Below are 13209 nucleotides of genomic sequence, written 5' to 3'. Positions count from 1 at the left end.
CCATGAGAATCGGACTTGCCGGAGCGGGCCGCATCGGGGCGCGCCACGCCGCGGCACTGCGCGAACTCCCCGGGATCGAGGCGCTGATCGTCGCCGACGTCGATCCGGAAAGGGCCCGCGACCTCGCGGCCCGCCTCGCCCCCGTCCACCCGCCCGCCCAGACGCCGGCCTTCGCGGCAGGCATCGCCGACCGCCCGGCCGACCGCCCGGCAGCGAGCCCGGCCGACCGCCCGGCAAACGGCCCGGCTGTGGGCATGGCCAACGGTCCGGCCACGGGCCCGGCCGGCGGTTCGGCCGGGGGCATGGTCCGCGGCCCGGTCCACGGCCCGGCCGAGGGTCCGGCCAGCGGCCGGGCCTCCGGCACAGCCGGGTCGCTCGCGCCGGTGAGCGCCGCCGAGTCGGTCGATGCGCTCTTCGGGGCGGGGCTGGACGGGGTCGTGATCGCGGCGGCGACGAACGCGCACGCTGAACTGGTCGGGCGCGCCATCGACGCGGGGATTTCCGTGTTCTGCGAGAAGCCGCTGGCCTCCGATGTCGATGGAACGTTCCAAACAGTGTGCAGGGCGGCCGCGGCGGGCATCGCGGTGCAGGTGGGGTTCCAGCGCCGCTTCGACGTCGGCTACCAGGCGGCGCGCGAGGCGGTCCAGTCGGGACGGCTGGGCTGGCTCCACACCGTCAGGTCCTGCAGCTTCGACCCGTCGCCGCCACCGCCGGGGTACGTCCCGACGTCGGGCGGCCTCTTCCGGGACTGCGTGATCCACGACCTGGACTCCATCCGGTACGTCACCGGCCGCGAGGTGGTCCGCGTCATGGCGATGGGCGGCAACAAGGGCGACGAGATCTTCCGCGAGTGCGGCGACGTCGACACCGGGACGGCGCTGCTCACGCTCGACGACGGCACGCTGTGCACGGCCTCGGCCACCCGCTACAACGCCGCCGGCTACGACGTGCGCCTGGAGGTCTTCGGGTCCAAGGACAGCCTCGTCGCGGGCCTGGACGACCGTACGCCCATCAGCGCGGTCCCTGAGCGGTCGGCGCTGGATCCGAGGAACACGCCCTACCTTTCGAGGGGGGACGAGCCCCCGTACCCCCCGAGAAACCCGCCGTACAGCGGCTTCCTCGAGCGCTTCGCGGCGGCCTACGACGCCGAGCTGCGGGCGTTCGTCGACATGCTCGCGGGCCACCGGGCGAACCCGTGCCCGCCCGAGGAAGCCCTGGAGGCCTGCTACCTGGCCGAGGCCTGCGAACTGTCCAAGGTCGAAGGCCGGGTCGTCGAGCTGGAGGAGGTCCGACGATGAGAATCGCCGGCGCCCCGATCTCGTGGGGCGTGAGCGAGGTGCCGGGCTGGGGCCACCAGCTCGAGCCCGGCCGTGTGCTGGCCGAGATGCGCGACCTCGGCCTGGTGGCGACCGAGCTCGGGCCGCAGGGCTTCCTGCCGGAGGAGCCGGGCGAACGCGCCGCCCTGCTGGCCGCCTACGACCTGGAGCTGGTCGGCGGGTTCGTCCCGGTCGTCCTGCACGACCCCACCTACGACCCGATCCCGGATGTGGACCGCGCGCTGGACGGCCTGGGCGGGGACGACGGAGGCGGCCTGCTGGTCCTCGCCGCCGCGACCGGGCTCGACGGATATGACGAACGGCCAGTGCTGGACACCAAGGGATGGGCGACCCTGCTGGCCAACCTGGACATGGTCGCGGGCAGGGCCCTCGCCCGTGGCCACCGAACCGTTCTGCATCCGCACGTCGGCACCATGGTGGAACGCCGCGAGGACGTGGAGATGGTGCTCGGCGGCTGCGGCGTCCAGCTCTGCCTGGACACCGGGCACCTGCTCGTCGGCGGCACCGATCCGCTCTGGCTGGCCCGTACGGCCGCACGCCGCATTGCCCACGTTCACCTCAAGGACGTCGACGCGGTCCTGGCCGACTGGGTGCGGGAGGGACGGGTGACCTACACCGAGGCCGTCGGCAACGACATGTACAAGCCCCTCGGCCGGGGGGACATCGACATCACCGCCATCGTCAGGACGCTGGAGCTCGCCGGGTACGAGGGCTGGTACGTCATGGAGCAGGACACGATCCTGAGAGGCGAGCCCGATCCCGGCCACGGGCCGCGCGAGAACGTCGCGGCCAGCCTGGCCTACCTCGTCGAGGCGGCGCCCCGACGGCCATGAGGAGGAGTGCCCGGCGTCCACGAGGAGGACTGCCCGGCGTCCACGAGGAGAGTGCCCGGCGGCCATGAGGAGGCACTGCCCGAGGTCCATGAAAGGGATATGAGAAGGAAAGGCAAGCTCGGCGTTACCATCTGTGATCTTCGGACGGCTTAGGTTCGTCCTGAGTTCGTTTTCGAGCTCGTCCCGAGCTCGCTTCAGTTCGACCCAGTCCACCCCTCGGGGAGAGAACGGAGATCAGCCGATGAGATTCATGCGGAGGTCGGGCCTGTTGGCCGTCGCGGCGGCGGGGATCCTCGCGCTGGGCGGCTGCAGCAGCTCGGGCGGGAAGAAGTCGGAGGAGAAGGCGACGACCGGGAGCGGCGGCCCGCGCCTGAAGGTCGCGATGGTCACCCACTCGGGTCCCGGCGACACGTTCTGGGACATTGTCCAGAAGGGAGCGAAGGCGGCGGCGGCCAAGGACAACGTCGACTTCCTCTACTCGGCCGACCCGGACGGCGGCAAGCAGGCCCAGCTCGTGCAGACCGCCATCGACCAGAAGGTCGACGGCATCGTCGTCACCCTCGCCAAGCCCGACGCACTCAAGGACGTCATCGCCAAGGCCACCGCCGCCAAGATCCCGGTGGTGTCCATCAACTCCGGCGCGGAGGTGTCCGCCCAGCTCGGCGCGGTCGCGCACTTCGGCCAGGACGAGAGCGTGGCGGGCGAGGCGGCGGGCACCCAGCTCGCCAAGTCGGGCGCCAAGAAGGCGCTGTGCGTCATCCACGAGCAGGGCAACGTGGGCCTGGAGGCGCGCTGCGCCGGCGCCAAGAAGACCTTCGGCGGCGACATGCAGAACCTCTTCGTCCAGGGCACCAACATGCCCCAGGTGAAGTCGTCCATCACCGCCAAGCTGCAGGCCGACAAGTCCATCGACGGCATCCTCACGCTGAACGCCGCCGTCGCGGCCACCGCCGCCGACTCGGCCAAGGAGGCCAGCAGCAAGGCCAAGATCGCCACGTTCGACATGAACAAGGACCTGGTCGCCCAGCTCAAGGCCGGGACCGTCGAGTTCGCCGTGGACCAGCAGCCCTACCTCCAGGGCTACGAGGGCGTCGACGCGATCTGGCTGCTGAAGAACAACGGCAACGTCCTCGGCGGCGGCAAGCCGGTCCTCACCGGGCCCGCCATCGTCACCAAGGACACCGCCGCCTCGATCGAGCAGTTCGCCAACGCGGGGACCCGCTGATGGCGCAGGCAGTCGCCGTGGAGCCGCCGCAGCCGGCGCCGGACGAGCGGGTCGCTCGCCGGTCGCCGCTGCGGCGGCTGCTCGGCCGCCCCGAGCTCGGCGCGCTGATCGGCGCGGTGGCGGTGTTCGTCTTCTTCTCGATCGTCGCCGACGCGTTCCTGCAGGCCGACTCGTTCTCCACGGTCCTGTACGCCAGCTCGCTGTACGGGATCATGGCGGTCGGCGTCTCGCTGCTGATGATCGGCGGCGAGTTCGACCTGTCCGCCGGGGTCATGGTGCCGAGCGTGGCGCTGATCTGCGCGCTGATCAGCTACCAGCTCACGCTGAACCTGTGGATCGGCATCGCGATCTCGCTGGTCGTGACGCTGGCGTTCGGCTTCCTGAACGGCCTGCTGTACGTCAAGACCGGGCTGCCGAGCTTCATCATCACGCTCGCGACGTTCTTCATGCTCGCGGGCGCCAACCTCGGCGTGACCAAGGCCGTCACCGGCAATGTCGCCACCGACTCGGTCCGCGACATGGACGGGTTCGAGTCGGCGCGCAAGGTGTTCGCCTCGGACGTGGACATCGCCGGCGTCAACGTCAACATCACCGTGTTCTGGTGGATCGCCCTGGTCGCGGTCGCCACCTGGATCCTGCTGCGCACCCGTACCGGCAACTGGATCTTCGCGGTCGGCGGCGCGGCGCCGAGCGCCCGCGCGGTGGGCGTCCCGGTCGCCCGCACCAAGATCGGGCTGTTCATGGGCGTGGCGTTCTGCGCGTGGATCTCCGGGATGCACCTGGTCTTCGCGTTCGCGACCGTGCAGTCCGGCGAGGGCGTCGGCAACGAGTTCTTCTACATCATCTGCGCGGTCATCGGCGGCTGCCTGCTGACCGGCGGCTACGGCTCGGCGATCGGCGCGGCCATCGGCGCGTTCATCTTCGGCATGGTCAACAAGGGCATCGTCTACGCCGAGTGGAACCCCGACTGGTTCAAGTTCTTCCTCGGCGCCATGCTGCTCATCGCGACCGTCGTCAACCTGATCGTCCGGCGCAGAGTGGAGCAGGCGCGATGACGGAACCGGCCACCAAGGAGCCAGTCGCCAAGGCACTGGTCCGCCTGAACGACATCGGCAAGAACTACGGCAACATCATCGCGCTGCGCGAGGTGACCATGGCGGTCTCCTCCGGCGAGGTCACCTGCGTGCTCGGCGACAACGGCGCGGGCAAGTCCACCCTCATCAAGATCGTGGCGGGCCTGCACAAGCACGACACCGGCAGCTACGAGGTCGAGGGCGACGAGGTCTCGTTCGGCTCGCCCCGCGAGGCCCTGGACCGCGGCATCGCGACCGTCTACCAGGACCTGGCGGTCGTGCCGCTGATGCCGGTCTGGCGCAACTTCTTCCTCGGCTCGGAGAAGCGCAAGGGCCTCGGCCGCCTGGACATCGACTTCATGCGCCGTACGGCCAAGAGCGAGCTGCTGGCGATGGGCATCGACCTGCGCGACGTCGACCAGCCCATCGGCACGCTGTCGGGCGGCGAACGCCAGTGCGTGGCGATCGCCCGCGCCGTCTACTTCGGCGCCAAGGTGCTCGTCCTGGACGAGCCGACCGCCGCCCTCGGCGTGAAGCAGGCCGGGGTCGTGCTCCGCTACATCGTGCAGGCGCGCGAACGCGGGCTGGGGGTCATCTTCATCACCCACAACCCGCATCACGCCTACCCGGTCGGGGACCGTTTCCTGATCCTCAAGCGGGGCCGCAGCATCGGCTACCACGCCAAGGACGACATCACCCGCGACGAGCTGACCGCCCTGATGGCGGGAGGCTCGGAACTGGAGGAGCTCGCCCACGAGCTCCAGGGCATCGGTACGGCCGGCAAGGAGCTCACCAGGGAGGCCAAGGACCTCGGCCTGACCGACACCGCCGCAGATGGCGCCGCTGACACCGCCGCTGACACCGACACCGCCGCTGACACCGACACCGGCGCTGACACCGACACCGGCGCTGACACCGACACCGGCGCTGACACCGACACCGGCGCTGACACCGACACCGGCGCTGACACCGACACCGGCGCTGACACCGACACCGGCGCTGACACCGACACGGGCGACTAGATCACACCGGCGACTAGATCCAGGTGGCCTTCTGGAGGATCGCCTCGAGGTTCGGCGTCTTCCAGATGTCGACGATGAGGATCTTGGACTCGGGCAGGTACCAGAGCCGTTCGGTGTAGGTGGTCGCCGTCTTGGCGGTCGGCCCGAAGCCCTCCGGGTCGTTCGGGCCCTTGACCCGGGTCCAGCACGGCACGAGCCACTCGTGGAAGTTCGCCTTGTGCGAGCCGACCGGGTCGAGCTTCTGGACCGTGGCCTTGGCGCCCTTCGCGACGCCGACGGCGCGGTACTGGCCGTACTGCGGGCAGCTCATGCCCGAGTCCTCGTTGAGCAGCACGCCGAAGGTGTCGCTCTCCTTGTAGGGCTGGTTGAGGTAGTTGGGCACCTTGCCGTTGACGAAGCCGGGGCCGAAGACGAAGAAGCCGGGGCAGGAGGGCGCGACGCCGGGGTAGACCTTGCCGTCCGTCGAGCCCTTCGTGCAGCGCTTGCCGGGGACCGTCGAGACGAAGTAGCTGTCGCCGGGCCGCTTGTGCGTCTTGAAGTTGCTGTCGATCTCATCGAAGTCGCCCAGGGGCTGCAGGGTCCAGGTCAACGGGACCGAGACGGAGATCTTGCCGACCTTGATCGGCTTGGTGGGCGCGGCGGTGGCGGCGGCCGGGCGGCGCTTCGGCTCGGGCTTGGTCGCCTGGTAGACCCCGTAGCCGCCGGCGACCGCGCCGACGACCGCCGTGCCGGCGATGGCGACGGTCGCCTTGGTGCCGAGCGTGCCGATGAGCCCGCTGGAGCTCGCGGCGCCGCTCGCGCTCGCGCCCGCCCCGGCGGCGCCCGCCGTGGCCGTGGCGGTCGGCACGAGACCGGCCGCGGCCAGCGGGAAGAGCGCGGCCAGCGCGAGGGCGCTGCCCGCCAGGGCGCGCACGCCGCGCGACTCCCAGTCCGACCCGTACACGCTGCGGGCGACGTGCTCCAGTTCGCCGACGAACGCGGCGGCGCCCGCCGGGCGTTCGGCCGGGTTCTTGGCCATCCCGCGCAGCACGAGCTGCCGCAGCGGCTCGGGCATCTCCTCGACCGGCACCGGGACGTTGACGTGCTGGTTCATCATCGCCGGGGTGTTCGGGGCGCTGAACGGCTTGTGGCCGGTCACGCACTCGTAGAAGACGCAGGTCGCCGCGTACACGTCGGTGGCGGGGGAGGCGGACTGCCCCTGCCACTGCTCGGGCGCCATGTACGACGGCGTGCCCGCCGCCGACGCGGCGCCGTCACGGGTGGCGATGCCGAAGTCGATCAGCTTGCTGCGCCCGTCCGCCGGGACGATGACGTTCGCCGGCTTGTAGTCGCGGTGGATCACGCCGATCGCGTGCGCGGCGGCCAGCCCGATCAGCGACCCCTTGAGAACGGTCAGCGCCGCCTCGGGTTCGAGCGTTCCATACCGCTGGAGGATCTCCTTGAACGAGACGCCCTCCACGGCCTCCATGATGATCGCGACGCCCTGCTCGGTCTCCACCAGCCGGTAGAGCTTGGCGACGTAGGGGTTGTCGACCTGGCCCAGCATGCGGGCCTCGTGCCGCAGCCGTTCCTGGGCCGCCGCGTCGGCGTCGGCGGTCAGATATTTGATGGCGACGGGCGTTCCGCGGTCGTTGTGCCGGGCGAGGACCACCCGGCCCTGGCCACCACGGCCGAGCTCCTTGACTTCGGAGAATCCGGAAACGCGCCACTCGGTCACAGCCATATTGCCTGCTCCAAGATCTTTTCTAGGCGGGGGGTGTTCCACTCATCGATGATCGGCAGAGTGGGTCGAGGGAGCTTGTCGGTCATAGCCAGGTCGCCTTCCGCAGGATCGCGTCGAGGCCCGGCGTGTTCCACTCGTCGATGATCAGGATCTTCGACTGCGGGAGGTACCAGAGGCGCTGCACGAAGTAGACCTGGCCCTGGTTGGAGGCGCTCGCGCCGTAGTCCCAGCACTGCTCGCGCCACTGGCGGTATTCGGCCTGGTGATCGCCGACCGGCGCGAGCTTCTGCACCTGCGGCTTGTTCGGCAGCGGGGCCCGTACGCCGTTGTACTTCACCGGGTCGGTCGGGCAGACGTGCGAGGGATCGGTGCCGGGGTGGAACGGCGCGATGGGCTCGTAGGACTGGATCTCGCGGGTGCTCGGCGGGTGGATCCAGGTGTCGCCCAGCACGGCGAAGCTGGCGCAGTTGGTCGTGTAGTCGTATTTCTTGCCCCACACGGTGTTCTGGGCGTCGCGCTTGTTGGCCGCGCAGTCTGTGCCCGCGACGTCGATCCGGTAGCTGTCGGTCAGCTTGTCACCCTGGCTGTAATCGCGCAGCTGCGTGACCTTCCACGCCAGGGGCACGGCCAGCCTGAACTTGCCGACCGTCAGCGTCTTGGCGGGCGTCGCCGGGGAGGTCGTGGCGGCGACCGGACGATGCTCGGGTTCGGGCTTGGTCGCCTGGTAGACGCCGTAGCCGCCGCCCGCGGTGGCGCCGACCACGGCCGTTCCGGCGACGACGACGGCGGTCTTGGTGCCGATCGCGGTCAGGATGCCGCCTGAGCCGGCCGCGCTCGCGGTGCCCGCCGCACCGGCGGCCGCGGTAGGCGCCAGGCCTGCCGCCGCGAGTGGGAACAGGGCGGCCAGGGCCAGCGCGGTCCCGGCCAGCGCGCGCACGCCGTGCGTCTCCCATTCCGGGCCGTACGTGCTCTGCGCGATTCCTTCGAGCTCACCGACGAACGCCGCCGCGCTCGCGGGCCGTTCGTCCGCCTCCTTGGCCATGCCGCGCACGACCAGGGGCCGGAGCGGCTCGGGGACCTCGTCGAGCGGGACCGGGTCGCTGAGGTGGCCCTTCATGAGCGCGGCGCGGTCGCCTGGAGGGAACGGCCGGTGCCCGGTGACGCACTCGTAGAACACGCAGGTCGCGGCGTAGACGTCGGTGGCGGGGGAGGCGGCCTCGCCGCGCCACTGCTCGGGAGCCATGTAGATGGGGGTGCCCGCCGCCGACGTGGAGCCCGCTTCGGTGGCGATGCCGAAGTCGATCAGTTTGCTGCGGCCGTCCGCCGGGACGACCACGTTCGCGGGCTTGTAATCACGATGAACGACGCCCACGGCGTGCGCGGCGGCGAGACCGAGCAGCGACCCCTTGAGAACGGTCAGCGCCGCCTCGGGCTCCAGCGTCCCGTACCGCTGGAGGATCTCCTTGAACGAGACGCCCTCGACGGCCTCCATGATGATCGCGACGCCCTGCTCGCCCTCGACGAGCCGGTACAGGCGCGCCACGTGCGGGTTCTCGACCTGGCCGAGCATCCGCGCCTCGTGCCGCAGCCGCTCGATCTCGGCCTCGCCCGCACCGGCCGTCAGGTACTTGATCGCCACGGGGGTGCCCCGGGTCGCGTGGCGCGCGAGAACGACGCGACCCTGCCCGCCACGGCCGAGTTCGCGTACCTCCTCGAACCCCGACACCCGCCACTCGCTCACGTCAGCTCCTCACCAAGATTCTCTCGTTTGTGTGACGCCCCGAACGCCCCCTGCGTTCGCGCGGATCGATCATCCCTGACTCCGGCGTTCACATCAGCCTTAACGGACCGCGTTCCAGATCGACGCCACCCCCCGCCACCACCAATTCCCCTGCGCGGGGGAGGCCCGCCGGTCTCGCGGGGGAGGTCCGCGGGGCCTCCCCGGCGAGATCTTGGGTGCATGGCACACACCTTGGGAGGACGCGATGTTCCCGTTCAGCACGAAGTTCCCGTTCAGCCAGGCGGTCAGGATCAAGCTGCTGGTGGTCGCGGCGATGACCGCGATCATCGCGGCGGCGATGCTGCTCAGCTGACGGCTGCTCAGGCGACGGCGGGCCCGGTGCCGCGCTGGGCGGACCGGGCCGCGCAGGCGACGCTGTGGCTCGCGCTGCCCTCGGGCATCTGGCGGATCCTGTTCGCCCTCGGCCTGCCCGCCGGGTTCACCGGCTCGCAGGCGCCGAACGACTGGTTCATGCTGCCGTACGTGATCGTGCTGACCACGGTCTCCGAGGCGGTCGCGTTCCTCAGCATGGGCCTGGTCCGGCCGTGGGGCGAGGTCTGGCCGCGCTGGGTGCCGTTCCTGCGCGGCAGGAGGATCAGGCCGCCGGCGGCGATCATCCCGGCCGCGCTCGGGTCGGTGGCGCTGATGCTCCTCTGGACGCAGCTGGCCTTCTCGTTCGGGTCCGATCCCGATCCGGAGTTCCCGCACGGCGCCAAGGCCGTGATCTTCTACGCCTGCTACCTGCCGCTGGTCGCCTGGGGCCCGCTGCTGGCGGCGGTCACGGTCGCCTACGCGATCCGCCGCCGTCGCTACGGGTGAGTCACTCCTCGGCCGTCAGAACGGCCCGGGCGGCGAAGACGACGTCCGGGTGGGAGTGGGCGCGCAGCCCGCGGAGGACGGCCCGCCACTCCTCGGGCCATCCCGCCGCCTCGCCGTGGTGACCGGCCAGGGCGCAGGCGAAGAGCCCGCCCGGCAGGTCGCCGCGGGAGGCCAGGCGGACGGCGTGGGGGAGCACGTCCTCGGGCTCGGGCGCGCCGATCGGTGTGCAGGGCATCCAGTCGGGCTCCTCGCCGTTCGGCCCGTACGCGAGGAAGCCGGCGACGCGGGAGATGGCCAGGACGCCGCCCATGTCGCGGGCGGCGAGTGCGTCGATCTTGTCCGCGGCGTTCTGCCAGCGGATCGTGGCGGCCAGCAGCTCGGACGCGAGGGGCTCGGGAAGCCGGTCGTCCAGCGCGCGGATCGCGGGCTCGGCGGCCTCACGGTTGCCCGCGGCGCGGGTCAGGGTGGCCTCGACCAGGGCCGCGAGACGCTGGGACGCCGGGATGTCGCGTTCTTCCTCGGCGTCGGGCTCGGAGGCGGAGGTGGAGGCGGTGGCGAGCGTGGACGCGGCCGACGCCAGGTCGGCGGTGCCCGAGCCGTTGGCCGCGCAGGCGACCAGGGCGTCGAGGGCGGGACGCCAGTGGGTCACGTCCAGGTCGGTGACCAGGGACGCCAGCACGGTCGGCGCCTCGGGCGCCCACGGTGCCCACGCGGGGAGCGCGGGCAGCGCCACCTCGCGGGCCTCCGGGTCGGCCGAACGGGCGACCTCCAGGACCAACGCGGCGTAGGCGTCGCGGTGGCGCTCCTCCACGTAGATCGGCGAGGTGCCGACGACCTGGCGGGCCACGTCGCGCGGGCCGTTCGCCGCCTCGGTCAGGATGCGCATCGCCTCCGGGTCGCCCAGCCGGGTCCGTAGGGCGGAGGCGATGGCGGCGCGGACGTCACGGTGCTGGCCGGGGTCGTCCCAGGCGGCGGCGATCAGCGTCATCGCGTCCGGGACGCGGTTGTGCAGCAGGATCCGCAGCGCCTCCTTGCGCGCCGTGATCTTGCCGTCGGTCATCACCGGGCCGAGGTGGGCGGCCAGCGCGCTCGGCGGAACGAACCGGGCCGCGCGGGTGGCGGCGTAGACCGAGACGTGCGCGTCGTCGCCAGAGGCGGCCTGCAGCAACTCCGGCAGCATGTCCTGCGGGGTGGCGATCCAGGGCGCGGCGGTCAGCGCGATGCGGCGCAACTCGTCGTCGCCGAGATAGGGCCGCAGCTCCTCGGCGCCGATGCCGGGGACCTCACCGATCGCACGGACCGCCTCGCCGCGCCGCGACGAGGTCGTGCCCTCGTCCCGCGCCACCAGATGCTGGAGCAGCAGGTAGTCCGCGCGCTGGCGGGCGGTCCAGCGGCGCATCCAGGCGCGCTGCGCCGACGGGACGAACACCACGTTCGGCCGCCAGAAGCGCCCCTCCGGCGAGGTCCCGGCCAGGGCGGCCGAGCTCAGCAGGTCGGTGCGGTCGGTCGCGACGACGGCGAGGACGTCCGAGAGCGTCACCGCCGAGGCGTCCCGCTGGAGCAGGACCGCCACGCGCTCGGCGCGCGTGCGGGGCGCGGCGAGCCACAGCGAGATCGCGATCTTGGCGATGCTCGTGTCCTTGACCCCGGTCGCGACCTCGAGCGCCTCCTGCAGCGCCGGAACGTCGTACGCGCGACGGCCGAGGGCGCGGGCGAGGTTGAGCGCCAGCCGGTGGTTGCCGCGCTTGCCCGACTTGGCCAGGCGCGGCGCGAGCGCCCGCACCAGGTCGTGCTCGGAGCCGCGCCGCAGCACGGTGTCCAGGCGGCCGAACCCGATGTGCTCGACATGCCCGGTGAGCTTGGTGATCATGTCGAGGCCGACCGCCAGCAGCTCATGATCATTGCGGATCGCGCCCTGGAGGCAGATCTGGCGGGCGATGGCGCCGAGGGCGTCGCGGGTCGCGTACGAGCAGTCGCGGGCTGCCAGAGCGTCATCGGTCAGCCGGAGGAACGCCTCGCCGTGCTCCACCCGGATCGCCTGGCCCGGGATCCGCGCCAGCGCTCCCAGGGCGATCGAACGCACCGGGTCCTGCTCGTTGCGGAGCCTGCCGAGAGCGTCGAAGAGCCGCGTCAACATCTGCGGGTCGCGGCTGCGGCCCGCGCACGCGATCAGGTCGGCGTAGCCGCTCGCGCGCTCGTCGGCGTCCTGCCGCCGGGTGACCGCCCCGAGCACGGGCAGCGCCTCGTCGAACGGCAGGAACGACTGCGTCCGCCAGTAGGTGTGCGGGGTCTCGGCCACGCGGCGCAGCCTCAGCATCCGCCGTGCGTGCGCGGTCCGCAGGCCGGCGGGCAGCACGTTGAGCAGGGCCTCGTCGAGCTCGGCGGTGCTCAGGTCGATGCCGTCCATCGCCAGCTCGAAGATCCGCTCCCGGCGGCTCGGCGGGAACACCTTGAGCAGGAGCAGCAGTGCGTAGTCGTCGGAGCGGACGGCCCGTGCGACCTCGGCGATGTCCGCCTCGTCCAGCCTGGCGATCCGTTCCCTGAGCGAGCGGCGCCGCAGCGAGAGGTAGGGCCGGTGGCTCTCGGCGAGCAGCAGCCGGAGCACGCGCTGCGGGTCGGCGTCCATGAGCACGCCGAGGTGCGGCTCGATCGCCTGCGGTACGGGACCTTCCGTCCAGTGCCGCTCCAGCAGCCCGATGACCCGGCTCGGGTCGTACGGGATGGCCGCCGCGATCCCCGGCGCGTGCCACCACCAGAACCGCTGCGTGGCGGCCGGGAGCGAGGCGAGCTCGGCGTCGGCGTGGTCGAGCATGAGGCCGGGGTGGGCGCGCCCGAACGACTTCCAGTTGGGCACGGCGTGCGAGAGCGCGCCGAGCCGTTCGCGGGCGACGTCCTCACTGCACGCGGGCAGCAGCGCGGCGGCCTCGGCCTCGCCCCACCGCCCGGCGACCCGTTCGATCAGCGCCTCGGCCAGGTCGGCGCGCCGCCAGCGCCGGATCGCGCGGTAGGCGGCGGTACGGGTGGCGGCGGGCGCGTCGTCCAGCAGGGCGGCGAACGCCTCCACCCCGACGCCGAGCCGCGCCGACCAGCTGATCGCCGCCTGCGCGAGGTCGGCGGCCGGGTCGCGCATGGCCGCCGCCAGGTGCTCCAGTGCGGGCCGGTTCTTGGCCGCCGACGCGATCAGGAGGGCGAGCGAGCGCTCGTAGTAGCCGAGCGCGCCCAGTTCGGCGAGCTCGTCTGACACGGGCTGGTCCGTCGCGGGCTGGTCCGTCGTGAGCTGGTCCGTCGCGAGCTGGTCCGACAGCAGGCCTCGGCCGACGTGCAGGGCCAGCCTGCGGCACCGCTCACCATGCGACAGCGGCTCGATCTCGGCCAGCAGTTCCTCGACGCGCATGGC

General features: G+C 71.8%; 9 protein-coding genes. 6 read left to right on the top strand and 3 right to left on the bottom strand.

The features are described from left to right. Positions 1 to 2: 2 nt before the first annotated feature. The 5 genes from J4573_RS51055 (at position 3) to J4573_RS51035 (ending at position 5490) form a co-directional block, all read left to right on the top strand. Positions 3 to 1298: a Gfo/Idh/MocA family protein gene (locus J4573_RS51055; protein WP_243774939.1), complete on the top strand. Its 1296-nt coding sequence runs from the start codon at positions 3 to 5 to the stop codon at positions 1296 to 1298. After that, on the top strand, positions 1295 to 2170 hold the full coding sequence (locus J4573_RS51050; protein ID WP_208263719.1) for a TIM barrel protein: 876 nt from the start codon (positions 1295 to 1297) through the stop codon (positions 2168 to 2170). Before J4573_RS51055 ends, J4573_RS51050 begins: the two co-directional genes overlap by 4 nt. Positions 2171 to 2411: 241 nt before the next feature. After that, positions 2412 to 3395: a substrate-binding domain-containing protein gene (locus J4573_RS51045; protein WP_208263718.1), complete on the top strand. Its 984-nt coding sequence runs from the start codon at positions 2412 to 2414 to the stop codon at positions 3393 to 3395. Then, positions 3395 to 4450 (top strand): ABC transporter permease, encoded by a 1056-nt coding sequence (locus tag J4573_RS51040; RefSeq protein ID WP_208263717.1) that lies wholly within the window; start codon positions 3395 to 3397, stop codon positions 4448 to 4450. The genes J4573_RS51045 and J4573_RS51040 overlap by 1 nt, the downstream gene beginning before the upstream one ends. Beyond that, on the top strand, positions 4447 to 5490 hold the full coding sequence (locus tag J4573_RS51035; RefSeq protein WP_208263716.1) for an ATP-binding cassette domain-containing protein: 1044 nt from the start codon (positions 4447 to 4449) through the stop codon (positions 5488 to 5490). Before J4573_RS51040 ends, J4573_RS51035 begins: the two co-directional genes overlap by 4 nt. A 13-nt stretch (positions 5491 to 5503) precedes the next feature. Here J4573_RS51035 and J4573_RS51030 read toward each other — a convergent pair whose 3' ends face one another. Beyond that, positions 5504 to 7213, bottom strand: a complete 1710-nt coding sequence (locus J4573_RS51030; RefSeq protein ID WP_208263715.1) for a serine/threonine-protein kinase — start codon at positions 7211 to 7213, stop codon at positions 5504 to 5506. Positions 7214 to 7295: 82 nt separating this feature from the next. After that, a complete protein-coding gene (locus J4573_RS51025) occupies positions 7296 to 8954 on the bottom strand; it encodes a serine/threonine-protein kinase (protein ID WP_208263714.1) in 1659 nt (552 codons plus the stop codon). 378 nt (positions 8955 to 9332) lie between these two features. Here J4573_RS51025 and J4573_RS51020 point away from each other — a divergent pair, with 378 nt between their 5' ends. Beyond that, the gene (locus tag J4573_RS51020) at positions 9333 to 9812 is read left to right on the top strand and encodes a hypothetical protein (protein WP_307797541.1); all 480 of its coding nucleotides are present in this window, start codon (positions 9333 to 9335) and stop codon (positions 9810 to 9812) included. A gap of 1 nt (position 9813) precedes the next feature. Here the strand turns inward: J4573_RS51020 and J4573_RS51015 are convergent, their stop codons facing one another. Further along, positions 9814 to 13206: a hypothetical protein gene (locus J4573_RS51015; RefSeq protein ID WP_208263713.1), complete on the bottom strand. Its 3393-nt coding sequence runs from the start codon at positions 13204 to 13206 to the stop codon at positions 9814 to 9816. Positions 13207 to 13209 lie beyond the last annotated feature (3 nt).

Source organism: Actinomadura barringtoniae (assembly GCF_017573505.1).
GTDB classification, from domain to species: domain Bacteria; phylum Actinomycetota; class Actinomycetes; order Streptosporangiales; family Streptosporangiaceae; genus Spirillospora; species Spirillospora barringtoniae.
This window is presented reverse-complemented; position numbering and strand designations above follow the sequence as displayed.

Bases quoted from the DNA above. Each gene is read 5' to 3' on its own strand.
- J4573_RS51055 (WP_243774939.1), top strand. From the start codon at position 3: ATGAGAATCGGACTTGCCGGAGCGGGCCGCATCGGGGCGCGCCACGCC.
- J4573_RS51050 (WP_208263719.1), top strand. From the start codon at position 1,295: ATGAGAATCGCCGGCGCCCCGATCTCGTGGGGCGTGAGCGAGGTGCCG.
- J4573_RS51045 (WP_208263718.1), top strand. From the start codon at position 2,412: ATGAGATTCATGCGGAGGTCGGGCCTGTTGGCCGTCGCGGCGGCGGGG.
- J4573_RS51040 (WP_208263717.1), top strand. From the start codon at position 3,395: ATGGCGCAGGCAGTCGCCGTGGAGCCGCCGCAGCCGGCGCCGGACGAG.
- J4573_RS51035 (WP_208263716.1), top strand. From the start codon at position 4,447: ATGACGGAACCGGCCACCAAGGAGCCAGTCGCCAAGGCACTGGTCCGC.
- J4573_RS51030 (WP_208263715.1), bottom strand. From the start codon at position 7,213: ATGGCTGTGACCGAGTGGCGCGTTTCCGGATTCTCCGAAGTCAAGGAG.
- J4573_RS51015 (WP_208263713.1), bottom strand. From the start codon at position 13,206: ATGCGCGTCGAGGAACTGCTGGCCGAGATCGAGCCGCTGTCGCATGGT.